This is a genomic window from Amycolatopsis sp. NPDC031561 (assembly GCF_055580625.1).
The window spans coordinates 108,542-131,679 of record NZ_JBVILA010000028.1 but is presented as its reverse complement, the minus strand read 5'-3'; the positions used below and the strand labels follow the sequence as shown (position 1 = coordinate 131,679).

Annotated in this window: 24 protein-coding genes; 14 read left to right on the top strand and 10 right to left on the bottom strand. The window is 68.8% G+C overall.

Translation table 11 applies throughout. The annotated features are described in order from the left end of the window. Window positions 1-115: 115 nt before the first annotated feature. A complete protein-coding gene (locus ACZ5IK_RS38120) occupies window positions 116-691 on the bottom strand; it encodes a DUF2867 domain-containing protein (RefSeq protein WP_465492113.1) in 576 nt (191 codons plus the stop codon). Next, a complete protein-coding gene (locus ACZ5IK_RS38115; protein ID WP_465492112.1) occupies window positions 688-972 on the bottom strand; it encodes an antibiotic biosynthesis monooxygenase family protein in 285 nt (94 codons plus the stop codon). Before ACZ5IK_RS38115 ends, ACZ5IK_RS38120 begins: the two co-directional genes overlap by 4 nt. A gap of 91 nt (window positions 973-1,063) precedes the next feature. Here ACZ5IK_RS38115 and ACZ5IK_RS38110 point away from each other — a divergent pair, with 91 nt between their 5' ends. Both ACZ5IK_RS38110 and ACZ5IK_RS38105 read left to right on the top strand, forming a co-directional pair. Further along, entirely contained in the window at window positions 1,064-1,627 is a 564-nt protein-coding gene (locus tag ACZ5IK_RS38110; RefSeq protein ID WP_465492111.1) for a TetR/AcrR family transcriptional regulator, read from the top strand. Continuing rightward, entirely contained in the window at window positions 1,617-2,066 is a 450-nt protein-coding gene (locus ACZ5IK_RS38105) for a hypothetical protein (protein WP_465492110.1), read from the top strand. The genes ACZ5IK_RS38110 and ACZ5IK_RS38105 overlap by 11 nt, the downstream gene beginning before the upstream one ends. Before the next feature lie 4 nt (window positions 2,067-2,070). On the opposite strand, the gene ACZ5IK_RS38100 is transcribed toward ACZ5IK_RS38105, so the two are convergent. The 3 genes from ACZ5IK_RS38100 to ACZ5IK_RS38090 are packed head-to-tail and all read right to left on the bottom strand — an operon-like array spanning window position 2,071 to window position 3,799. Next, a complete protein-coding gene (locus ACZ5IK_RS38100; RefSeq protein ID WP_168214319.1) occupies window positions 2,071-2,217 on the bottom strand; it encodes a hypothetical protein in 147 nt (48 codons plus the stop codon). Further along, window positions 2,214-3,437: a hypothetical protein gene (locus tag ACZ5IK_RS38095; RefSeq protein WP_465492109.1), complete on the bottom strand. Its 1,224-nt coding sequence runs from the start codon at window positions 3,435-3,437 to the stop codon at window positions 2,214-2,216. Before ACZ5IK_RS38095 ends, ACZ5IK_RS38100 begins: the two co-directional genes overlap by 4 nt. After that, the gene (locus tag ACZ5IK_RS38090; protein ID WP_465492108.1) at window positions 3,434-3,799 is read right to left on the bottom strand and encodes a cupredoxin domain-containing protein; all 366 of its coding nucleotides are present in this window, start codon (window positions 3,797-3,799) and stop codon (window positions 3,434-3,436) included. Before ACZ5IK_RS38090 ends, ACZ5IK_RS38095 begins: the two co-directional genes overlap by 4 nt. Window positions 3,800-3,906: 107 nt before the next feature. Here ACZ5IK_RS38090 and ACZ5IK_RS38085 point away from each other — a divergent pair, with 107 nt between their 5' ends. From ACZ5IK_RS38085 to mptB, 6 genes are all read left to right on the top strand, one after another. After that, the gene (locus ACZ5IK_RS38085; protein ID WP_465492107.1) at window positions 3,907-5,703 is read left to right on the top strand and encodes a hypothetical protein; all 1,797 of its coding nucleotides are present in this window, start codon (window positions 3,907-3,909) and stop codon (window positions 5,701-5,703) included. Window positions 5,704-6,063: 360 nt separating this feature from the next. Beyond that, window positions 6,064-7,851: an ABC transporter substrate-binding protein gene (locus ACZ5IK_RS38080; RefSeq protein WP_465492122.1), complete on the top strand. Its 1,788-nt coding sequence runs from the start codon at window positions 6,064-6,066 to the stop codon at window positions 7,849-7,851. A 9-nt stretch (window positions 7,852-7,860) separates the two neighbouring features. Further along, window positions 7,861-8,892, top strand: coding sequence for an ABC transporter permease (locus ACZ5IK_RS38075; RefSeq protein WP_465492106.1), 1,032 nt, complete (start codon window positions 7,861-7,863; stop codon window positions 8,890-8,892). Next, window positions 8,889-9,794, top strand: coding sequence for an ABC transporter permease (locus ACZ5IK_RS38070; RefSeq protein WP_410663830.1), 906 nt, complete (start codon window positions 8,889-8,891; stop codon window positions 9,792-9,794). Before ACZ5IK_RS38075 ends, ACZ5IK_RS38070 begins: the two co-directional genes overlap by 4 nt. After that, a complete protein-coding gene (nikE, locus tag ACZ5IK_RS38065) occupies window positions 9,791-11,440 on the top strand; it encodes a nickel ABC transporter ATP-binding protein NikE (protein WP_465492105.1) in 1,650 nt (549 codons plus the stop codon). The genes ACZ5IK_RS38070 and nikE overlap by 4 nt, the downstream gene beginning before the upstream one ends. 83 nt (window positions 11,441-11,523) lie before the next feature. Beyond that, complete coding sequence (gene mptB / locus ACZ5IK_RS38060) at window positions 11,524-13,083, top strand: polyprenol phosphomannose-dependent alpha 1,6 mannosyltransferase MptB (RefSeq protein ID WP_465492104.1); 1,560 nt, start codon at window positions 11,524-11,526, stop codon at window positions 13,081-13,083. A gap of 205 nt (window positions 13,084-13,288) precedes the next feature. On the opposite strand, the gene ACZ5IK_RS38055 is transcribed toward mptB, so the two are convergent. From ACZ5IK_RS38055 to ACZ5IK_RS38040, 4 genes are read right to left on the bottom strand one after another with little or no spacing between them, the layout of a single operon-like run. Beyond that, window positions 13,289-13,705, bottom strand: a complete 417-nt coding sequence (locus ACZ5IK_RS38055) for a TIGR03668 family PPOX class F420-dependent oxidoreductase (protein ID WP_465492103.1) — start codon at window positions 13,703-13,705, stop codon at window positions 13,289-13,291. A gap of 14 nt (window positions 13,706-13,719) precedes the next feature. Continuing rightward, window positions 13,720-14,346, bottom strand: coding sequence for a class I SAM-dependent methyltransferase (locus ACZ5IK_RS38050; protein WP_465492102.1), 627 nt, complete (start codon window positions 14,344-14,346; stop codon window positions 13,720-13,722). Between the two features lie 48 nt (window positions 14,347-14,394). Continuing rightward, entirely contained in the window at window positions 14,395-15,282 is an 888-nt protein-coding gene (locus ACZ5IK_RS38045; protein WP_465492101.1) for a S66 peptidase family protein, read from the bottom strand. Further along, on the bottom strand, window positions 15,279-17,219 hold the full coding sequence (locus ACZ5IK_RS38040; protein WP_465492100.1) for a S9 family peptidase: 1,941 nt from the start codon (window positions 17,217-17,219) through the stop codon (window positions 15,279-15,281). Before ACZ5IK_RS38040 ends, ACZ5IK_RS38045 begins: the two co-directional genes overlap by 4 nt. Window positions 17,220-17,352: 133 nt before the next feature. On the opposite strand from ACZ5IK_RS38040, the gene ACZ5IK_RS38035 reads away from it, so the two are divergent. The 6 genes from ACZ5IK_RS38035 (at window position 17,353) to ACZ5IK_RS38010 (ending at window position 22,385) form a co-directional block, all read left to right on the top strand. Continuing rightward, on the top strand, window positions 17,353-17,928 hold the full coding sequence (locus ACZ5IK_RS38035; protein WP_465492099.1) for a DUF3090 domain-containing protein: 576 nt from the start codon (window positions 17,353-17,355) through the stop codon (window positions 17,926-17,928). Window positions 17,929-17,932: 4 nt separating this feature from the next. Continuing rightward, window positions 17,933-18,715, top strand: a complete 783-nt coding sequence (locus ACZ5IK_RS38030) for an SCO1664 family protein (RefSeq protein WP_465492098.1) — start codon at window positions 17,933-17,935, stop codon at window positions 18,713-18,715. Continuing rightward, on the top strand, window positions 18,700-19,593 hold the full coding sequence (locus ACZ5IK_RS38025; RefSeq protein ID WP_465492097.1) for a phosphotransferase: 894 nt from the start codon (window positions 18,700-18,702) through the stop codon (window positions 19,591-19,593). The genes ACZ5IK_RS38030 and ACZ5IK_RS38025 overlap by 16 nt, the downstream gene beginning before the upstream one ends. A 50-nt stretch (window positions 19,594-19,643) precedes the next feature. Then, a complete protein-coding gene (locus ACZ5IK_RS38020) occupies window positions 19,644-20,462 on the top strand; it encodes a DUF3097 domain-containing protein (RefSeq protein ID WP_465492096.1) in 819 nt (272 codons plus the stop codon). Window positions 20,463-20,553: 91 nt separating this feature from the next. Continuing rightward, window positions 20,554-20,985, top strand: a complete 432-nt coding sequence (locus ACZ5IK_RS38015) for an NfeD family protein (RefSeq protein ID WP_465492095.1) — start codon at window positions 20,554-20,556, stop codon at window positions 20,983-20,985. A 47-nt stretch (window positions 20,986-21,032) separates the two neighbouring features. Next, window positions 21,033-22,385 (top strand): SPFH domain-containing protein, encoded by a 1,353-nt coding sequence (locus ACZ5IK_RS38010; RefSeq protein WP_465492121.1) that lies wholly within the window; start codon window positions 21,033-21,035, stop codon window positions 22,383-22,385. A 164-nt stretch (window positions 22,386-22,549) separates the two neighbouring features. On the opposite strand, the gene ACZ5IK_RS38005 is transcribed toward ACZ5IK_RS38010, so the two are convergent. Beyond that, window positions 22,550-23,074: a helix-turn-helix domain-containing protein gene (locus ACZ5IK_RS38005; RefSeq protein WP_465492094.1), complete on the bottom strand. Its 525-nt coding sequence runs from the start codon at window positions 23,072-23,074 to the stop codon at window positions 22,550-22,552. Window positions 23,075-23,138 lie beyond the last annotated feature (64 nt).

Sequence of the window (23,138 nt, the reverse complement as noted above, 5' to 3'; positions counted from 1 at the left end):
TACGCTACCAACCACTGACCAACCCAAAACTGTCCGACATGTGCTGAAACACATCTGTCCGTGAGGCCCTGAAACAGGACAGACGGTTAGAACCGCCCTTACCACTCACGAGGGTTTAGCGGGACTTCCACTCCCGTTCGATCATCCGCATGAGCGCGGGGTAGACGAACAGGTACCGGAACGGCTTGATGAACCCCATGTACGCCCGGCCGAACCGGCCGTTGGGTTTGACGAGTACCGCCATCTGCCCGCGATATCGCCCCGGTTCGTCCTCGATCCACGCGAGATGCAGGACGCCGTGCATGGTCCGGTTCGCCATCTCGGCGGCGAACTCGTCGTCGAGCCGGTACAGCGGTGTGAACGGCAACCAGTCCTCATCCGGTCCTGTGGGTGTGTCCCGCAGGCCTTCGGGCAACCTGTCGCGCAGCGACCCGACCCGGGAATCGAGACCGGAGTCGCGGTCGTCCAGCCGGAGCAGTGCGCCGAGTTTCCAGCGCAGCGACCACAGCGCGCGGACGATGAGCGGTGCCCCGTCCGGGAAATCGCCCGACGAGAACTGGTTCACCAGCTTGGCGAAGTCGTCAGGACCGCCGGGTGTTTCCAGCGCCCAGACGTCTTCGAGGTCGAAGTCCCCGGCGACCTCGTGGATCCGCCAAGCCCGCGTGGTGTGGGCCGTGTTCGCGAGCTTCATGCCGACACCAGTTGGACGATCTCGCGCGGGCGGACTTCGCGGTCGTCGAAGGCGACGTCCACGTCCGCGGATCCCAGGGCTTGCATCGAAGCCGCCTGTGCCGCTTCGGATTCCCAACGCACGATCGACACCACGGCGTCGCCGGCGGGGGTGACCCAGCATTCGGCGGCGAGGCAGCCCGGAGTGGAGCGCAAGACGTCGGCCACTCGCTGGACGCGCGCGATGAAAGCGTCGTGATGGTCGGTGTGCGGGTAGTGCGTGGCCACGAATCCGACAGTCATGTCGTTGTTCCTCCCAGTGAACTCCGCCATCTATACGGTAGCGTATATATCGTCGTCGTGGTGCGGGAGTGACGGGGGATACGGTGATCACATGGCCGCCGAAACCCGGACCCCGCCGAGCGCCTGGATCGACGCGGGGCTGCTCGCCCTAGCCACCGGAGGGCCCGGCGCGGTCCGCGTCGAGGCGCTCGCCAAAGCGCTCGGCGTCACCAAAGGCGGGTTCTACGGCCATTTCGCCGATCGCGGTGCGCTGATCGAGGAAATGCTCGCCACCTGGGAGCGGATGAGCACCGACCTGCTGTTCGAGAGCGTGGAGCGCGAGGGCGGCGACGCCAGGGCGAAGATCCGGCGTGCGGGCCTGCTCGCCAGTGATCGCCTGCTGCCGATCGACCTCGCGATCCGCGACTGGGCCCGGCGTGACCAGGAGGTGGCCGAACGGCTCCGGCGGGTCGACAACCAGCGGATGGACTACCTGCGGTCCCTCATGCGCGAGATCTTCGCCGACGAGGACGAGGTCGAAGCCCGCTGCCTGCTCGCGTTCTCGTTGCTGATCGGCAAGCACTTCATGGCCGCGGACCACGGCGCTCGCAGCCGCGACGAAGTCACGGAATTGGCGGGGAAGCTCATTCTCGGCGGGTTCGGTCATGACGGCTGAGGTGGGTCACCGGCTCCTGGCCTGCCTTCGTGAGCTTCAAGCGGTGGAGGTCGCCGAGTCGAGGTGGCAGCTCAGTGGCTCGATTTGGCAGGCCGCCGTGGACGTCGAGCCGCGACGCTGGCTCGGGCTGGCGTTCGAGGCGCTGGATCCCGTGACCGGCAAGCGTGCCACCTACGACATCGACACCGATTTGTACGACCTGACGCGGGAAGACCAGCGTGAGTTCGCGGAGGAGATCGAGCGCGACATCATCGAGTTCCTCGGCAACTTGAGAAAGGGCGACGTCCTGCGCGGGAACGACGGGACGACGTTCGTGCTCGTCTTTCCCCTGGACGGTTCCTATGCCCGCGTCGTCCAGGGTCGCTTCATGTCGAGCGCGTCCGCGCACGCCGATCTCGCCGCCGCCCGTGCCGGTGGTGACTTCGTCCCGGTCGAATGACGAGTTAGTCGTCGTCCTCTTCGGGTGTCGTCGGGACCTGCTTGCGCGCGACGTAGATGAGCAGCCCGATGATCACCACGGGCCCGACGAAGATGAGGATCTCGTCCCAGCCGCCCTGGTGCATCATCATCACCCGCGCCGCGAGGGTCATGAGCCGGAGACCAGCGCGATCCCGAGCGCGGTGTAGCCGATCATCAGTGCCAGCATGGGGTACTGGCCCACCTTGACGTAGTTCGCGCGCAGCACGCCGACGGAACGATCATGTGCCGAGGTTACGGCCAGCACGTGCCCGGCGACGATCCCGGCGATCTGCACCAGCGCGATCACGCCGGTCGAGACGACCGTGTAGTCGATCGCGCGGCCGAAGCCCTGCTGGCCGGAGAACACCGCAAACGAGAAGTAATGCGCGACGGTGTAGCCGACCATGATCGGGATCAACGACGGTGCGAACGCGGGATACGGGTCGAACCCGCGTCGCAGATACGGCCTGGTCAGGCTGATGGCGCCCGCGTAGGCGCCGTATGTGAGCGCGATACAGGCCGCGAGCCCCGCGGTGCCACCGAGGACGCCGGCGTCCAGCGACGTCCAGAACGGGAGCCGGGTCAGCCCGTCGAACGCCGTCGAGCCGAGCACCACCAGTACCAGCGCGGTCAGCCACGGCGCGGGGGAGATGGTGAGCAGCCCGTCCAGCGGATTCCTGACCACGAGACGCCCATCGCCTCGCCTGCCGAACGGGGAGAGGGCCGCGATCAGGCGCGCGTAGACCTCGAAGGCGTCACCGCGGTCGAACCAGCGCGGACCGAAGACCACGCCGAGTGCGATGTGTATAACGGCATACACGGCGCAGAAAAGAGCGATCGCACGGGGCGAATCCGAGTGCGGGAAGACTAGTTCCAGCCAAAGAAACGCGAGGAGGCCGACGATCGCGGGCAGGTAGCCCAGCCGGTCCGGGAGTTCGCGATGCCGGGCGGGGATCAGCGACGCGACCGTCCTCAGTGGATTCAGCCGTCGCCAGACCGGGCCGAACAGGAGCGAAAGCGGTACCAGGCCGACCCAGAACCAGACGTAGAACCACGCCGGAGCCGGGTTGTCGGCCGCAGTCCCGGGACCGGCCCAGGCCATCGCCAGGAACCCCGCGAACAGCAGGACGCCGACCGCGCGCAGCGCGACCCGCGTGAACCCGCTGTCGACGAACCGTTGCACGGCGAGGGGGAGCGCGCGACCGGCGTCCGCGCCGCGGAGCTTGGGTTCCTTCCAGAGCGCGGTGAGCGCGAAGAAGGAGATCACGACGGCCGCCGCCCCCGCGTAGAGCGCGAGCCACAGCGGGACCGGCAGATCGGACCGGCCGCCGAGACCGTGCGCCAGGATCATCCGCTCACCCGGAGCTTGGTCACCGCCGCGCCGCTCTTGTGCAGTTCCACCTCGAAGATCCCGTCGATGTTCGCGGTGAAGGCGACGGTCCCCGGCACGCCGGGAGCCAGCTGGGCGGCCTTGTCGTAGCCGTGGACGTGCAGTTCGTCCGCCTGGTCGGAGGTGACCTCCAGTGCGACGTTCTCTCCGGTGCGCACCGCGACCTCTTCCGGGCCCGCCGTGCGCTTGCCCTCGGCGATCGAGAACTTCACGGTCCGGGTGCCGGTGCCCGGCACCGGTTCGGAACCGGCCGATCCCGAACAGCCCGTCACAGCCAGCAGCGCGGCCACGGTGATACCGCAGATCCCGCCGATCCTCCGCATCGAGGTTTCCTCCAAGTCGTACGCCCCGGCTTGCCTGGCCGGGACCTTGCCCCTATCGTGTTACCCCAAGGTAACAGTTACTTAGGTTAGCAGGAAGGCGAACAACGGTGTTCTTGGCTCAGGAGAGCCCGCCTGCGGGCGGTGCGCAGTTCGGGCAGATCGTCATCGCGGGCCTGATGTTCACCGCGGTCTTCCTGCCTTTGGCTGTTTTCGTCCTCCGTGAGCGCGCGGGAAAGAAGACCGTCATCGGTCGTGTCGCCGACTGGATGGGTGACTTCAGCGGCCTGCCGCGCTGGGCCGCGCTGCCGATGTTCGTCGCCTTCCTCTCCGGGATGTCGGCGCTGATCGGTGTCTACTGGGACGTGCCGATCCACATGGAACTCGGCCGCGACGAAGGACCGCTCGCGAACCCGTCGCACTACCCGATCTACTTCGGACTGATGGGCATCTTCGCCAGCGGCGTGCTCAGCGCGACCCTGGCGACGAAGAACCTGCCCAAGCGCACGTTCAAGATCGGCCCGCACTGGCGGGCGCCGATGGGCTCCATCCAGATGATGGCGACCGGTCTGGTCGGCATCGCCGGATTCCCGCTCGACGACGTCTGGCACCGGCTGTTCGGCCAGGACGTCACCGAATGGGGGCCGACGCACGTCCTGATGATCGGCGGTGGCGTCTGCGTCGTGCTGGGCCTGCAGTTGCTGCTCGGCGAGGCTCGCCAGGCCGGTGCGACCGGACCGATCGTGCGGCTGCTGGGCCCGGTGCTCGCCGGTGCCTGGATGATGGGCGCTTCGGCGTTCCTCATGGAGTTCGACCTCGGCGTCCCGCAGTTCCCGATGCTGTCCCAGGTGGTGCTCGTCGGCCTGATCGGCGCCTGGACGCTGACCTACGGACGGCTGTCCTGGGGTCCCGGCGGCGCGCTGATCGTCGTCGCGGTCTTCCTCGCCTCCCGCGCTTCCTTCACCGTCATCCCGCTGTTCGCCGACCTGCACGTGGCTTCGCTGCTGCCGTACATCGCCGAAGCGGTGATCATCGAGGTCGTCGCGCTGGCGATGCGGAACAGGCAGGGTTACTCGTTCGCCGCTGTCGCCGGGCTGCTCGTGGGAACGGCCGGGATGCTCGCCGAGGCGGCGTTCACCCACTGGCTGATGCCGAACCCGTGGCCGGTCGCCCACCTGCCGTTGTTCGTCCTGTTCGGGACCGGCGCGGCGCTCGCGGGCGCGTTCATCGGCGTCTGGCAGTACCAGCGAGTGGAGGAGACGGCGACCCAGGTGCCCGCGGCCGGCCCCCGGCACGCGATCGGGCTCGTCGGCGCGCTGGGCGCGGTCGTCCTGATGTCGTCGGTCGCCGTCCCGCAGGATCCGGAACCGGGATTCACCGCCGACGTCCGGCTGACCGAAGCCGCTGTCGGACAGCCGATCTCGAACCCGCACGGTGGCGGCACACCCCGATGGGTCGACGCGACCGTCACGCTCTCCCGGCCCGATCTGGCGGACGACGCGGTCTGGCTGAACGGGTTCGCCTGGCAGGGTGGCGACTTCTTCACCGCGCCGCTGGAGAAGATCGGCGACGGCGTCTACCGCACGGCGCAGCCGCTGCCGGTGTTCGGGCAGTGGAAGACCGGGATCCGTGTGCACGTCCCGAACCGGATGATGGGGCTCGCCCCGATCTACGCGCCGGCCGACCCGGCCGCGAACGCGCCGGCGATCGACGTGGCGTCCGGGCCGCGGGTGTTCATGTCCGAGATCGAGTTCCTGCAGCGGGAACGGAAGTCGGAAACGCCTGCCGTGCTGTGGACGGTCGCGTACGCGGTCGTCGGGCTCATCTTCGCGGGCATGTGGGCGCTGTTCGCGTGGCTCTACGCGGCCGCCGCGACCGCGCGGCGGCGTGAGGTCTCGGTCGGCTGAAGCGAGTACGGACCGGCCCGGTCACGCGGCGTCACTTTGTTCGCGCTTCGCCGGTACGTATCGATTGAGCATCATCGCGCGCAAGCCTTTTGCAAGCACGCTTCCCTTGAATACCCAGGACACTGCACGTGACCCCGCTTCACGCGCGGAATTGGTGACTCAACGCTACGTTCACTGAACGTAAAGTAGCTGTTGACCACGCGATGACGTCCGCCGTGCACGATCGGTATTGGCGAGTCATTGCGCGGTTACCGCGACATGTGGTTACTTTTCCGCTTCGGGGGTTGGGTCACAGCGAGTTTCGATGGGGTGGTCTTCGTGCGCACAGAGCGTTTTCCCAGGCGACGGCGCGGTCTTCGCGTGGTCGCGGTCCTCGCCGCTTCGGCGGTCGCGACGGTGCCTTTCGTGCCGGTCGCGGCGGCGCAGCAGCAGGGCAAGGTGTTACGGGTGGCGCTCACGACCGGGATCGACCACCTGAACCCCTTCACCGCCACGTTGTCGGCGGCGACACAGGTCGGCCGGTTCAACTACGAGTTCCTCACGCTGCCTTCGGCGGAGGACACCCAGCCCACCGGCGGGGTCGCGGAGTCGTGGAAGACCTCCGACGACAAGCTCACCTGGACCTTCACCATCCGCCAGGGCATGAAGTGGTCGGACGGCAAGCCGGTGACCGCGCAGGACCCGGCGTACACCTTCCAGCGGATGCTCGACGACGAGAACGCCCGCACCGCGAACGGCAGCTACGTCACCAACTTCGCGTCGGTGTCGGCTCCGGACGACAAGACGCTCGTCATCAAGACCAAGGCGCCGCAGTCGAGCATGACCTCGCTCGACGTCCCGATCGTGCCCAAGCACATCTGGGAGCCGATCAAGGACCTCAACGCCCCCTCGACCGACGAGATGGCCGTCGTCGGCGTCGGCAGCGGCCCGTACCTGCTGACCGAGTACAAGAAGAACGAGTTCGTGAAGTTCAAGGCGAACAAGGACTACTGGCGTGGCGCGCCGAAGGTCGACGAACTGCAGCTGCTGCAGTTCAAGGACGCCGAGGCGGCGGTGAACGCGCTCAAGCAGGGCGAGGTCGACGTCATCAACCGGCTCACGCCGACGCAGTTCGACGCGCTCAAGGGCGAGAAGAACATCACCACGAACAAGGCACCCGGGCGCCGGTACAACGAGATCATCCTCAACTTCGGCGTGAAGAACGTCGCCGACCAGCCGATCGGTGACGGCAACCCGCTGCTGAAGGACATCCGCGTCCGCAAGGCGATCGCGCAGGCCATCGACACCCAGGCGATCGTCGACCGGGTGATGAGCGGTTACGGCCAGCCCGGAACCGGCGTCGTGCCCGCGATCTACAAGGCCTACACCTGGTCCCCGGGCGACGCCGAGAAGACCAAGTTCGACATCGGCGCCGCGAACGCCACGCTCGACCAGGCAGGGTTCGCCAAGGGACCCGACGGCATCCGCGTCGGCCCCGGCGGGGCGAAACTGGAGTTCCGGCTCGCCGGCCACGCGAACCGACCGTTCGACCAGCGGACCGCGCAGTTCGTCTCCGGCTGGCTCAAGGACGCGGGCATCGGCGTCAAACAGGAACTCGTTTCCGACGACGAGCTGAACGACCGCACCACCGCGGGCAACTACGACCTCGCGATCTCCGGTTACGGCACTTCGCCCGACCCGGACTACGCGCTGTCGCTCAACACCTGCGCCGCCCGCCCGAACGCCGAAGGCAACGGCGGCAGCAGCGCGACCTTCTTCTGCGACCCGCAGTTCGAAGACCTGTACAAGAAGCAGCTGACCGAGTTCGACCCGGCCAAGCGCGCCGAGATCGTCAAGCAGGCCCAGGCCGTGCTGGCGAACCAGTACGTCGACGTCGTCCTGGACTACGACAACGTGCTCGAGGCCTACCGCTCGGACAAGTTCGCCTCGTTCGCCAAGCAGCCCCAGCCCGACGGCGCGATCCTCGAGCAGACCGGCTACTGGGGCGTCTACGGCGCCACCCCGGCCGACGCGGCAGCGGCGAGCTCCGAGGACAGCGGCAGCAACACCGGACTGTGGATCGGCATCGGCGCGGTCGTCCTCGTGGTGCTCGTCGGCGGCGGAGTGCTGCTCGGACGGCGCGGCAAGTCCGCCGACGACCGGGAGTAAAGGACAGCGTTGACCGAGGCACTCAGTTCTCTCGACCAGACCTCGGCGCTCGTCGACCCCGACGAGCGCCGAGGGGGGACCGGCACCACCCGGTTCGTTCTCTCCAAGATCGGCGGCGCGCTGGCGAGCCTCGCGCTCGTCGTCGTGCTCGGCTTCTTCCTGTTCCGGACACTGCCCGGCGATCCCGTGCGGTTCATGGTCCGCGACCGGCCGACCGACGCGAAGATGATCGCGGAGCTCCGTGAGCGGATGGGCGTGGACAAGCCGCTGCTCCAGCAGTTCTGGGACTACGTCGTCGCTCTGCTCCAGGGCGACATGGGCGGCTCGTACCTTCAGCAGCGCCCGGTCGCCGACATGATCGGCGAGCGGTTGTGGCCGACCATCCTGCTCGTCGGCAGCGCGACCGTGCTCGCGATCGCCCTCGGCCTGTGGCTCGGCATCCGGGCGGGCTGGCGCCGGGGGAGCAGGTTCGACAAGGTCCAAACAGGACTCGCGCTGACCCTGTGGTCGGTCCCGCAGTTCTGGCTCGGGCTCATCCTGCTGGTCTCCACCAACGGCCTGTTCCCGAGCCGGGGCATGCATTCCCCGGACGTGGAGCCGGGTTTCTTCAGCGAAGGGCTCGACGTCCTCCACCATCTCGTGCTGCCGTGCGTGACCTTGCTGGTGGTGTTCTACGCCCAGTACATGCTGGTCATGCGGTCGTCGCTGATCGGCGAGATGAATTCGGACTACCTCACCACCGCGCGGGCCAAGGGGCTCCGGGACGACCTGGTGCGCAAGCGGCACGCCGTCCCCAACGCCCTGCTCCCGACGGTGACGCTGGTCTTCATGCAGTTCGGCATGGTGGTCTCGGGCGCGGTCTCGGTCGAAGCCGTGTTCAGCTGGCCGGGCCTCGGGCAATTGCTCTACGAAGCGCTCCGCGGACCTGACCTGCCTGTCCTGCAGGGGATCTTCGTCGTCCTCGCCGGCGCGGTGGTGCTGATGAACCTGCTCGCGGAGTTGCTCTACCGCGTGCTCGACCCCAGGGTGCGGACGGCATGACCACAGCGGAAAAACCCGGCTCGATCGTCTGGCGCCGCCGTCGCGCGGCCGTGGCGAAGCACTGGCACGAGTTCACCACGAACAAGGCGGGCGTGTTCGGCCTGGCCTTCCTCGGCGTCATCACGGTGCTGGCCATCCTCGCCCCGGTGATCTCGGACGAGTCCGGGCTCGACGTCACCAAGGCCACCGGCGGTTCGCTGAACCCGCCCAGCGGGGAGTACTGGCTGGGCACCGAGATCGACGGCCGCTCGGTGCTGCTGATGACGTTCTGGGGCGCGCGGATCTCGCTGCTCACCGGGTTCTCGGCGGCGCTGCTCTCGGTACTGATCGGCACGGTCGTCGGGATCGCGGCCGCGCACTTCCGCGGCTGGTCGTCCGGGCTGTTGCTGCGGTTCACCGACTTCTTCCTGGTACTGCCGTCGCTCGTGCTCGCGGTGGCGCTGGCGTCGGTGCTGGACCAGGGCGCGATGACGGTGATCGTCGCCATCGGTGTCACCGCCTGGCCGAGCACGGCGCGGCTGGTCCGGGCACAGACCCTCACGATCGAGGGCCGTCCGTACATCGAGCGCGCGAAGGCGCTCGGCGGCGGTCACCTGCACATCATCGGCAAGCACGTCCTGCCCGGTGTCATGCCGCTCGTGCTGGCCAACACCACGCTCGTCGTCGGGAACGCGGTCATCGCGGACGCGACGCTGGCCTTCCTCGGCGTCGGCAATCCGAACACCATCTCCTGGGGCACCATGCTGCAGACGGCGTTGAACAACGGCGCGATCAGCAAGGGCGCCTGGTGGAACCTGCTGCCGCCGGGTATCGCGATCGTCGTGATCGTCCTCGCTTTCACTCTCGTCGGACGCGCGCTGGAAACCGTGCTGAACCCGCGCCTGAAGGGACAGCGCTCATGAGCCCCTTGCTGGAACTGAAGAACCTCGGCGTCACGTATGCCACCGGGAGCGGCGAGATCGCCGCCGTCCGTGGCGTCGACCTGGTACTCGAAGCAGGCGACACCCTCGGGGTGGCGGGGGAGTCGGGCTCGGGGAAGTCGACGGTCGCGATGAGCGTGCTGAGGCTGCTCCCGAACTCGGCGAAGGTCAGCGGCGAGATCCTGCTGGACGGCGAAGACGTCACGGCGATGAAGTGGGGGCGGCTGCGCGCGGTGCGCTGGGCCGAGGCGTCGGTGGTGTTCCAGGGCGCGATGCACGCGCTCAACCCGGTCCGCCGGATCGGGGAGCAGATCGCCGAGCCGATCCGCCTGCACCCGCCCGAGGGCAAGGCCCTGTCGGACGCCGCCGTCCAGGCCAAGGTCGCGGAACTGCTCGAACAGGTCGATCTGCCGCCCGGTCGCGCCGGGGCGTACCCGCACGAGCTGTCCGGCGGGCAGAAGCAGCGCGTCATGATCGCGATGGCGCTGGCCTGTTCGCCGCGGCTGATCATCGCGGACGAGCCGACCACCGCACTCGACGTCGTCGTCCAGGCCCAGGTGCTCGACCTGCTGGGCAGGCTGGTCGCCGAGCAGGGGATCGGGCTGATCATGATCAGCCACGACCTGTCGGTGCTCGCCGCGACCTGCCGCCGGATCGCGGTGATGTACGACGGCGAGATCGTCGAGGAACGGCCGAGCGCGGAGCTGATGAGCGCGCCGCGTCACGAGCACAGCAAGGCGCTCGCGGCCGCGTTCCCGACCGTCGGCGACCCGGTGTCCCGGTTCGCGCCCGCCACCAGCACCCCGTTACCGCCGGAACCGGACCGTTCCGTTGAGCAACCCGCGCTGCTGGAGGCCGAAGACCTGCGCGTCAGCTTCCGCGACCGCACCGGCAAGCGGATCAACGCCGTCGCCGGGGTGACCCTCCAGGTGCGGAAGGACGAGATCGTCGCGCTCGTCGGCCAGTCCGGCTCGGGTAAGACGACCCTTGCCAGGACGCTGCTCGGGTTGCAGAAACCCGATTCCGGCGCGGTGCGGTACGACGGCAAGCCGGTCCCGCTCGGCGGTGCCGGGCTCAAGGCGTACCGGCGGCAGGTCCAGCTGGTCCTGCAGGATCCGAGCAGCGCGCTGAACCCGAACCACACGGTGTACGAGGCCGTCGCGGAAGGCCCTCGCATCCACGGCATGGGCGCGAACGAGCACGAGATCGTCACCAAGGCGCTCGAAGCGGCAGAACTGCGGCCCGCGGAGAAGTTCCTCGACAGGCTCCCGCACGAACTGTCGGGCGGGCAGCGGCAGCGGGTCGTCATCGCGGGCGCGCTCGCGCTGGAGCCCGGCGTGGTCGTGGCCGACGAGCCGGTGGCGTCGCTCGACGCGTCGGTGCGGGGGGAGATCCTCGCGCTGCTGCTGCGCCTGCGACGTGAGCTGGGTCTCGCCGGGCTCGTGATCACCCACGACCTCGGGCTGGCCTGGAACATCGCCGACCGCGTCGCGGTGATGTACCGCGGTGAGCTGGTGGAGGTCGGTACCGTGGAAGAGGTCCTGCTGGACCCCAAGCACGACTACACGAAATCGCTGCTCGCCGCGCTTCCCGGTGGCACCGCCCAGCGTGCGGCGGCCGACCGCTGAGCGACGGAATTCCCGTGCCCGACGCGGAAGATACCCATTGCCGCGCACTCGCACAGGCGCGGTGTGTAACCTCCAATCTCGAAATGGCGACCACGACAGACACCCCGCAGACGCCCTCGGCCGGTTCGCTCGGCGAGCGGCTCCGGGTGCCATCCCGGTTCCCGTACCGCACGATCGCGATGGGAACCATCGGCAGCACGCTGCTGATGCTGGCCGCGCTCGGCGCCGGGGGCATCCTCATCCGTGACCCGGTCCTGGGCCACGGACCGTTGTCGTGGATCCGCTACGGCCACGGCCGCATGCTGGCCAACGCGATGCTCTACACGGGCTTCGCGCTGATCATCTGGGCCTGGGTCCGGCTGGGCCGCTACGCGCTCGCCGGCCGGATCGGCAGCCGTCCGATCGTGATCGCCGCCGCCTGCTGGATGGCACCGCTCCTGGTCTCGCCGCCGCTGTTCACCCGCGACGTCTTCTCGTATCTCGCGCAGGGCGCGCAGCTGCTCAACGGGCTCGACCCGTACGCCAACGGCCCGGCCGAACTGACCGTGCTGCCGGACGTCGTGCAGAACGTCCACCCGCTGTGGCAGACCACGCCCGCGCCGTACGGTCCGCTGTTCCTGCTGTTCGCCAAGTGGATCGTCGCGGTCACCGGCAACGACATGATCGCCGGCGTCATCGCGACCCGCCTGGTGCTGATGATCGGCCTGGTCGGGATGCTGTGGTCGCTGCCGCGGCTGGTCAAGCACCTCGGCGGCAAGCTGCCGATCACCCTGTGGCTCGCGATCGCCAGCCCGATGACGGTGATCCACCTCGTCGGCGGACCGCACAACGACCTGCTGATGCTCGGCTTCCTCACCGTCGGCGTGCTGGCCGCGCTGGAGCGCAAGCACGTCGTCGCGATCGTCCTGGTCACCATCGGCATGCTGATCAAGCCCACCGCGGCGTGGGCGCTGCCGTTCCTGGTCTGGGTCTGGGCGAACCACCTGCCCGGCGACCGGAAGGTGGTCAACTTCTTCCGCGCGGGCGCCGCGTCGGTCGGGATCTTCCTGCCGGTGTTCGTCGCGGGTACCTGGCTCTCGCTGGGCTCGGTCAACCTCGGCTGGCTGGGCGGCCTCAAGGCGCCGACGCTGATCGCGAACTGGATGAACTTCCCGACCGGGATCGGCGAGATCTTCTACTCGCTGGTGAACCTGGTGATCGACGTCGAGGTCTCGCCGTTCGTCACCGTGTTCCGGGCGATCGCGATGGTCGGCCTGTTCATCTTCGCCGGCCGTCAATGGTGGCTGGCCCGCAACGGCGGCAACCCGGCGATCCACCGGATGGCGATTGTCCTACTGGCCGGTGCGATCGTCCCGCCGCCCTCGCTGCCGTGGTACCTGACCTGGGGTTTCGTGGTCCTGTCCGCCTTCGAGTGGCGTCGGCGGAACCTCGCCGTCGTCGTCGCGGTCTCGGTGTTCGTGACGCTGGTGTACTACCCGACCGGCGAGCAGGCACTGTACGACTGGTGGTTCATGGCGGGTGTCGTCGTCGCGAGCGTGTACGCGGCCGCTTCGCTGCTGCGGCCGGATCCGCTGGGGATCATCGCCGCTTGGCGGGGGAAGCCGGTGGAGCAGTTCCTGCCCGCCGAGGCTCCGCGTTCCTGACTCTGAAAGTCCGTGAAGGCCCCCTTCCCTCGGCTCAGCCGAGGGAAGGGGGCCTTCACGCGGCATCGGCGTGGTTGGTGAGGGGAACTTTGAGGGACCCAGGGTCTCTCAAGGAGGCCTTCACGGACTCGCCAAACTGTATAACGACCTATACGCCCGGGCGATCAGCGTCGTGTTGCCGCAGAACGGCAACACGACAAAAACGTTAAGAGGCCCGCCACCCGCTCCAAGAGTGGACGAGTGTGCTCACCACGGCATGCGGAGGCGGCTGCGTCTCGTACTGCGGGTACTTCTCCCGCAGTAACCGCGCGGGCAGCGCTTGCTCGTCGGGATCGGTCAGCACCCGGGCGACCCCGTCGGCCCGCGCCCACCACAGTCCGGCCCAGTCCTCGTCGTAGTGGTCGGTCAGGAAGCTGACCGCGGGGTTCTCGGCGATGTTCTTCAGCCGCCGCAACGCCGTCGTGCTCTTCGGCTTGTGATCGATCGCGAAAGCGACCGAATCGCCCTCGACGACGAAGGTCACCGGCACCAGGTGGGGTACGCCGTCCGAACCCGTCGTCGCCAGCCGCGCGATCCGCTCGCCCTCGAACCGTGACCTGGCTTCCGTGGGCGTCAATCGCATGCGGACAACGGTACCTAGACCGAGCGCCGCACGCGGAGCACGTTGTCCGACCGCGTTCCCTCCTGGCCCTCGGGGCCAGGGAAATCGCGCGTCACCACTTCCTGCACCTCCACGGTCCACTCGCCGTCGGCCAGCGCCAGCGCTTCGAGGACCTCGGCGGGTGTCGGGAAGTGGAAGTCCTTGTGCGGCGGCTCTTCCAGCCACGTCGGCCAGCCCGCGTGACCGGCGACCACCAGTGTGCCGCCCGGCGCCACGGCCTCGGCGGCGCGGCGGAGTGCCTTGTCCCGTTCGTCGTCCACGGCGACGGGGGAGTGGAAGAACTGCGCGGAGACGAGGTCGAAGCGTCCCTCCGGGAACGACTTCGCCAGGTCGTGACGCTCCCAGACGATGCCGTCGACACCGGCTTCGGCCGCGTGCCCGGCGGCACGCTTCAGCGCGACGTCCGAGATGTCGACGGCGGTGACCCGCCATCCCTGTCGCGTGAGCCAGATCGCGTCGCCGCCCTCGCCGCAGCCGAGATCGAGTGCGGCTCTCGGCGCCAGCGCCGCGACCTCGCGCACGAGGAGCGGGTTCGCCTTACCGCTCCAGACCTGTTCCTTGTCCCGGTAGAAGTCTTCCCAGAACTGCTGTGTGGAATCCATGACCGAAAGATGCCTGCGAACCGGCCGGATCCGCCAGTTCCGTTGCCGTTATGGCAAAACCACGAGCGTTCCCGCGTCGGCGTCGAGGGTGGCCCGCGCGCCGAGAGGGATGGTCGGCGACGACGGGACGTGCCCGAAGCCGAAGTCCCAGATCGTCGGTACGCCGAGCGGTCCCAGCCGGTCGAGCATCAGGTCGCGGATCGCGCCGGGATCACCGCATGCGGCCCACGAGCCGAGCACGATCCCTTGGACGCCGTCGAACCAGCCCGAACGCAGCAGCTGGGTGAGCATGCGGTCGATCCGGTACGCGCTTTCGGTGACGTCCTCCAGCAGCACGATCGCGTCCTGCGCCGAGCCCTGTTCCGGAGCGCCGAGGCCCGAGGCCAGCAGGGCGAGGTTGCCGCCGATGAGCGTCCCGGTCGCGGTGCCCGGCACGAGCGGTGACCCCGTCGACGAGGTGATCGTCCGCACCTCGTCCGGTTCGAACAGCGACAGCCGCAGATGCTCGGCGGCCACGTCGTCGAACAGCGTGGTCGCGGGCAAGGGGGAGAACAGCGTCTCCAGTCCCAAGTGGACGTTCACGGCGCGGTGCAGCGCGGTCACGTCGCTCGACCCGGCGAACATCTTGGGCCCGGCCGCCCGCAACGCCGCCCAGTCGACCAGGTCGAGCATGCGCTGCGAGCCGTAGCCGCCGCGGGCGGCGAGGACACAGGTCACCCCCGGATCCAGCCAGGCCTCGGTGAACTCGGCGGCCCGCGCCTCGTCGGGTGCGGACAGGTAGCCGGTGGGCACCGCGCGGACACACTCGCCGACGCGGACCTCGACGCCCCAGCCGTGCAGGACGGGCAGCGTCTTCTCGACGAGCTCCGCCGGGACCGGGCCCGCCGGAGCGACCAGCGCGATCGTGTCGCCCGGCCGTGTCTTCGGCGGCTTCACCGGCTCAGCCGGAGCTTCGGCACGCCGGGCGTCTCGAAACCGAAGACCTGTCCGTAGAACGACAACTCCGCTTCGAGCGCGGCCACGATCGTCTCCGCTTTCCGGAAACCGTGCTGCTCGCCCTCGAACCTCAGGTAGGCGTGATCTATTCCCCGCCCTGCGAGCCCGGCCACGAACCGGTCCGCCTGCTCCGGCGGGCAGATCTCGTCCTCGAGGCCCTGTAGGAACAAGAGCGGGCCGGCAAGGGTGCCCGCGTTGTTGATCGGCGAGCGGTCCTTGTAGCGCTGTGCGGCCTCCGGCAGCGGGCCGACCAGCCCGTCGAGGTAGCGGGACTCGAAGTCGTGCGTCTCACCGCCGTCGCCGGTCCACTGATCGAGGTCGAGGATCGGATACATCACGGTGCCGGCGCGGTAGGTCGTCGTGGTGGTCAGCGAAGCTGCGGAGGTGTACCCACCCGCGCTGCCGCCGCGGATGGCCAGCCGGTCGCCGTCGACGGTGCCTTCGGCGGCCAGGGCTTCGGCGACGGTGACGCAGTCCGCGACGTCGACGACGCCCCACTGCTCCCGCAGCCGCTCACGGTAGGCGCGTCCATAGCCGGTGGAGCCGCCGTAGTTCACCGTGACGACCGCGATCCCGCGGCTGGTGAAGTAGGCGATCTCGTAGTCGAGCACCGCGCTGTCCCGGCCGGTGGGCCCGCCGTGCGGGTACACGAACAGAGGCGGCCGTTCCCCGTCCGGCGCGGTGAAGTCGGCGTTCGCGGGCAGGTAGACGAAGGCCGGGATCTGGTCGCCGTCGCCGGTTTTGAAGACCCGCTCCACGGGCCTCGACAGATAGGCGGACGACGGCGGTTCGGGCGCCGGCGCGAGTTCGGTCACCGTCCCGCGTTCGAGATCGACCTTCACCACGGCGCCTTCGCGTTCCGGGCCCGCCGCGACGCCGACGACGCCGCCTTCGTGGACGGCGAAACCGTTGGTGGACCACGCGGTCAGGTCGGCGGCCGCCGCGACCGGGGTGACCTCCCGCGTCGTTTCGTCCAGGACGGCGAGCTTGCCCGAGGCGATGACGGCGAACCGGCCGTCCCCGATCGGCGTGAACCAGCGTGCGCCGAGTTTCCACTGCGCGCCGCCGATCTCCTGCTCGGACGGCGCCAGGTTCGTGACGGTGCCGTCGAGCCCGACGCGGTGCAGGTTCCACCAGCCGTCCGGGTCGAGCAGGGCCAGCAGGCTTTCGGCCGACTCCCATTCGACCTGGCAGACGGAGACGTCGGCCGCACCCGCGAGAACGCGGTGGGGTCCGAACGTCCCGTCCTTGCGGATCTCGGCGACGCACAGTTCCGTGCCGTCCCAAGGCATCGCGGGGTGGTTCCAGCCGACCCAAGCCGCCCGCGCGCCATCGGGCGACAGCTGCGGGGCGGTGAGGAAGTGATGGCTGGCCGTCAGGATCCGTTCCGGACCGCCGTCGAGGGGGACCGCGATGAGGTCCCGGGCGATGTCGACGCGCCTGGGGCCGGTGCTGCGTTCGCGGACGAGCCACACTTCGCCGTCCGCGCCGGGCCGGAGATCGCTGTAGCGGATCCCGTGCCGGGCCGCCGGTTCCGGTGTGAGAGGGGTCGTGACGCCGGTGGTCAGGTCGCGGCGGTAGACGCGCTGATCCGCCCAGTGGGTGAAGACGAGGATGTCGCCGAGCACGAGCCAGGGACGGCCGCCGTACTCGTGGACGCGGTTCCGGACGTTCCACGGAGCGGGAAGGACGTCTTCGACAGTGCCGTCCGCGCGGGACCTCACGAGGGTGACGCGACCGCCTTCACCGGTTCTCGCTTCGGCCCACCAAACCTCGTCTCCCGCCGTTCCGAGCCATTGCGCGCTGACTCCCGAAGCCGCGACATCGGCGGCCGACAGGGGAGACGTCCAGGTGCCGTAAGGGGCGATCTCAACCACAGCTGAAGACTAGGATCGCGTCTTTGCCCGTGGTGGCCCGGGGCACACCTGGCCCAGGCGGAGTTTCGCCCTTGGCGGAACCGTGGGGCGGCGGATGCCGATCATGGGGTCGTGGCCTAGGGTCAAAGGTGCCATGTCTCGCGTAATCCACGTCTTCCGCCAGCCCGACCGGTTCGTCGCAGGAACCGTCGGTGAGCCCGGCGACCGCACGTTCTACCTCCAGGCGTCCGAGGACGTCCGCACGATCAGTGTGACGATCGAAAAACAGCAGGTCGTGGTCTTGGCCGAAAGGCTCGGCTCGCTGCTGGAAGAGGTCGCCAACCGGTTCGGCGCGGACGTACCGGACGACGCGCCCGACGAGCTCCTCGACGTCGACCCCCTCACCGTCCCGGTCGAGGAGGAGTTCCGCGTCGGCACGATGGGGCTCGGCTGGGACGCCGACAGCAGCGCCGTCGTCATCGAGCTGCTCGCGATGACCGAAGGCGAGGTGGACGAAACGGTCGTTCTGGACGACACCGAAGAGGGGCCGGACGCCGTCCGCGTCTTCCTGTCGCCGGGTGCGGCGCGCGCGTTCGCCGAACGTGCCGACAGGGTGGTCAACGCCGGCCGCAAACCGTGTCCGCTGTGCGCCGAGCCGCTCGACCCGGCGGGCCACATCTGCCCGCGGCAGAACGGGTACCGGCGCGACGTCGACGTCCTCGAGGACTGATCAGGTGGCCGAGAGCTCGCTGGAGCTGGTGACGCGCGGCAAGATCGACGTCGAAGGCAGGCTCGTCGACGCCTCCAACGTCACGCTCTTCTGCAAGATCGAACTCGACGGCGTGACCGGCGACGTCGTGTACAAACCGGTGTCGGGCGAGCGGCCGCTGTGGGATTTCCCGGACGGGACGCTCGCCGGCCGTGAGGTCGCGACGGCGATGGTCGCCGAAGCGTCCGGGCTCGGCGCGATCCCGCCGACGGTGCTGCGCGACGGGCCGTTCGGTCCCGGAATGGTGCAGCTGTGGATCGAGACCACCGAAGAGGAACTGGTCGACGTCCGATCCCCGGAGAGCCTGCCGGACGACTGGCGTGTCGTGCTGCACGCGCACGATCGCGACGGTGAGCCCGCGGTGCTCGCGCACGCGGATCGCCAGGGGATGCGAGAACTGGCCGTGCTCGACATCGTCGTCAACAACACCGACCGCAAGGGCGGGCATCTGCTCGCCGGCGTCGACGGCCGGATCTACGGCGTGGACCACGGGATCTGCCTGCACACCGACCCGAAACTGCGGACGGTGCTCTGGGGCTGGATCGGCGAGTCGCTCACCGAAGCCGAGGTCGGCAAGCTGCGCGGCCTGCGCGAGCAGCTGGACGGCGAGTTCGGTGAGGCGTTGAGCGAGCACCTCACCGGGTTCGAGATCGGTGCGCTCGCCGAGCGCACCGACGCTCTCCTGTCGGAAGGTGCCTTCCCCGCGCCGGGGGACGACTGGCGTGCCATCCCATGGCCGCTGTTCTGATCGACGATCAGGCCCGTGCACGCCTGATCACGCGCTTCGGTGAAGACGTCGCGGCCTGGTGCGACGCGCTGCCCGCACTCGTGGCGCGGCTGGCGGAGCAGTGGGGACTCACCGTCCTCGACGCGAAACCGGGCAACACCGGTCGCACGCTGATCTGCGCCGGGGACGACGGCGCCAAGAAGGTTCTCAAGCTGACCCCCGATCACACCATCGCCGAGTCCGAGGCTGCGGCGTTGCGGGCGTGGGACGGCTGCTCTCGCGTCGTTCAGGTGCTCGCCACCGAACTCGCCGACGGGGCGATCCTGATGGAAGGCATCGATCCGGGTACGGAGCTGCGAGAGTCGGGGGTGAAGGTCCCGTGGGCCGAGGTCGGCGAACTGCTGACCCAGATCCACGCGGTGGCCCCGCCCGCCGGTTTCTCGACGCTCGAAGACCGCGTCACATTCATGTACGGGCTCGCGGAGCGGGGGCTGCGCGGATCGGTGGCCGAAGCCACGCTGTCGCTGGAAACCCTCGATCGCGCCCGGCTGCGGGCGCTCGCCCTCGCGACCGATGGGGGCAGGAGGGCGATCGTGCACGGCGATCTGCACCCGGGCAACGTCCTCGACGGCGGGCCCGGCAGGGGAGCGGTCGCGATCGATCCGCGCCCCAGCGTCGGCGATCCGTCCTTCGATCTGGCCGACTGGGTCACGCTGCCGATGACAGCCGGTGGCACGCTCGAGGACGGCTTCGACGCCATCGCGCCGCACCTGCCGGGGTTCGACGCCGAGCGAGTCCGGGCGTGGTGTGTCGCGCTGTCGCCGCTGTTCGTGATGCGCCCGCTCGAACGCGGTGAACGGACCCCGTTCGTCGAAGCGATGCTCCGGATGACGGCCTGACCGGCGTGGCGGGGAGACGCTGACCCCGGGCACCGCTAGCGTCGTCCGCCGTGCGCTCTCATTCGTATGACGACGTGCTGTCCGGCCCGCGCAAGCGGAAGATCCCCGAGGTGCCCGCGGAACCGGGCCTCGTGGTCGAAGACCCGGCCAGCGGGTACTGCGGCGCCGTGGTGAAGATCGAGTACGGCAACGTCGTGCTGGAGGACCGGCACGGCAAGCATCGGGTGTTCCCGCTGAACCCGGCGGGTTTCCTGCTCGAAGGCAAACCGGTCACGCTGGTGCCGTCGAAGGCGGCCCCGAAGACCCCGGAACGGCGGATCTCCGCGTCCGGATCGGTCCACGTGGGAGGTCTCAAGGCCCGGGTCGCGCGCGATTCGCGCATCTGGGTGGAGGGCAAGCACGACGCCGAACTCGTCGAGCGGGTCTGGGGACACGACCTGCGGGTCGAAGGCGTCGTGGTGGAACCACTCGATGGGGTGGACGTGCTGGCCGACCGCATCGGTGACTTCGGCACCGGGCCCGGCCGCCGCCTCGGCGTGCTGGTCGACCACCTGGTCGCGGGCAGCAAGGAGTCCCGGATCGTCGACGGGATCCGCGACGAAAACGTGCTGATCACCGGTCACCCGTACATCGACATCTGGGAAGCGGTGAAGCCGTCGGTGGTCGGTATCCGCGCCTGGCCGAAGATCCCGCGCGGCACGGAGTGGAAACTGGGCGTCTGCGACGCGCTCGGCTGGGGCGAGCCGTGGGAGGGCTGGCAGCGGGTCCTGGCGGCGGTCGGCAGCTACCGGGATCTGGAAACGCCGCTGATCGGAGCGGTGGAACGGCTCATCGACTTCGTCTCCGACCCGGGCGAGGAGTCTGAATGACCGGTTTGCGCGAGGTCACTCAAGGTCACGCGTCGGTCACGTCGGTTTCGCTTCTTCGGTATGAATCGGCGCGATCTGGGAGCATGAACGCATGACAGGCGCTCTCATCTGGCTGATCGCCGGCATCCTCTTGGTCATCGCCGAGCTCCTCTCGGGTGACTTGTTCCTGCTCATGGTCGGTGTGGGAGCCCTGTTCGGGGCCGGCTCCGCCGCGCTGACCGGGAACCCGTTCATCGACGTGGCGGTGTTCGCCGTCGCCTCGGTCGGCATGCTCGCCCTCGTCCGCCCTACCCTCAAACGCCGGTTCCTCTCGGGGCCGGACATCAAGACCAACACCGACGCGCTGATCGGCGCGCGGGCGGTAGTAGTGTCCACTGTGGACGGCGAAAGTGGTCAGGTGAAGCTGGCGGGCGACGTCTGGTCGGCACGATGCATGATCGACGGCGAACCGATCGCCACGGGGACATCGGTGACGGTCGTCGAGATCTCGGGCGCCACGGCGGTCGTTTCGGCCGCGGTGTGAGCACGGCAAAGGGTTTCTACGTAAGGGGAAGGTAGTTGTCAGAGACAGTGGTGTTCATCGTCGTCGGGCTGCTCGCGTTGTTCGTGGTCGTCGTCGTGGTCAAGGCGATCATGGTGGTGCCACAGGCGCAGTCCGCTGTGATCGAACGGCTGGGCCGGTTCCGGACGGTGGCTTCTCCCGGCCTGACGTTTCTGGTGCCCTTCCTGGACAAGGTGCGGGCGCGGATCGACCTCCGCGAGCAGGTCGTCTCGTTCCCGCCCCAGCCGGTGATCACCGAGGACAACCTGACGGTGTCCATCGACACGGTCGTGTACTTCCAGGTCACCGACTCGCGGGCGGCGGTCTACGAGATCTCGAACTACATCGTCGGTGTGGAGCAGCTGACCACCACGACGCTGCGAAACGTCGTCGGTGGCATGAGCCTCGAGCAGACGCTGACCTCGCGTGACTCGATCAACAGCCAGCTGCGTGGCGTGCTCGACGAGGCCACCGGCCGCTGGGGCATCCGTGTCGCGCGAGTCGAGCTGAAGGCGATCGACCCGCCGCCCTCCATCCAGGACTCGATGGAGAAGCAGATGCGCGCCGACCGTGAGAAGCGCGCGATGATCCTGACCGCCGAAGGTCAGCGGGAATCGGCGATCAAGACCGCCGAAGGCCAGAAGCAGAGCCAGATCCTCGCGGCCGAAGGTGCCAAGCAGGCCGCGATCCTGAGCGCGGAGGCCGAACGGCAGTCGCGGATCCTGCGGGCGCAGGGTGAACGTGCTGCCCGGTACCTGCAGGCGCAGGGCCAGGCGAAGGCCATCGAGAAGGTCTTTGCGGCGATCAAGGCCGGGCGCCCGACACCCGAGGTCCTGGCGTACCAGTACCTGCAGACCCTGCCGCAGCTGGCGCAGGGTGACGCGAACAAGGTCTGGATGATCCCGAGCGACTACGGCAAGGCCCTCGAGGGCTTCGCCCGCGCACTCGGCGCCCCCGGCGACGACGGCGTGTTCCGCTACGAGCCGCCGAAGGAAGACCCGGTCGAGAAGCCGGACCTGGAGGACGAAGAAGTCCAGGGCTGGTTCGACACCTCCAGCGACCCGAAGGTCGCCGAGGCCGTCGCGGCCGCGGAAGCCGTGGCACGCAAGGAGGTTCCGGCGCTGGGTGTCGCGACGCCGCGGCAGGAGCCGCCCGCTCCGCGTCAGGTTCCTCAGGCCGCGCCTGCTCCCGAGCCGGAGGCCGCCCCGGAGCCCCCGCAGCAGCAGGCTCCGCCCTCGCAGCTGCCGCAGCCCCAACCGCCCGCTCCGCAGGGAGGCCCGTACCAGGGTCCTCCGGGACAGGCGCCGGGTGGCGGCAGTGGTCCGTTCCCGCGGCAGAGTCCGTTCGGCGGACCGCAGGGTGGACCGCCGCCGCAGCGCTGAGTACAGAACCGAAAGAGGGCCGTCCCGTCCGGGGCGGCCCTCTTTCGTGCTCGGTGCCTGAGCGTGAGCGAGAGGGTGCCCGGTGTGGGTGCCCGGTGTCCTGCGCCAGGCGCCGTGACCAGGACCTCGTGAGTGGTAAGGGCGGTTAGAACCGTCCTTACCACTCACGAGGATTCGTGGCGTTCGGCGGCGTTCCACAGGATGGCGATCGGGGTCCCGCCGGGTTTCTCCCGGCCGGCGAACTCGTCGAGGAGCGCGTCGACCCTGCTGTTCAGTTCCGCCTGGTCACCCGGGTTCAGTCGCAGAACGGCCCGCCGGGTGTGCTGCGGGATGGACGGATCGTTCTCGCTGATCTCCGCGCGGTGCGCGTCGAGGATCGCGAGGTCGACCTTGGCCGTGAGGTGACGATCGCCCTCCGGCTCGAGGTTGAGACGCCAGGTCTTCTTGGTCGCCCGGTAGGGATGTTCCCAGGCGCCCTTGGGCCCTCGTCGCGGCTCGTCGGCCTCGAGAAAACCGGTCGAGGTCAGTACTCGCAGCCTGCGCAGCAGCGTGGCGGGCGCGACGTCGAGGCGTTCGGCGAGTTGCTGGTTCGTCCAAGCCGTGTCCACGCACAACCGCAGGATGCGCCAGCTCAGCGGGTGGGAGAGCGCGCGCAGCTCTTCGGGCGTCGCGGCGGGATGTTCGGCCATTGACAGCACTGTAATCGATTTGCATACTCGAAATCAATTTCACTCGATGAAATCGATGAGGAGT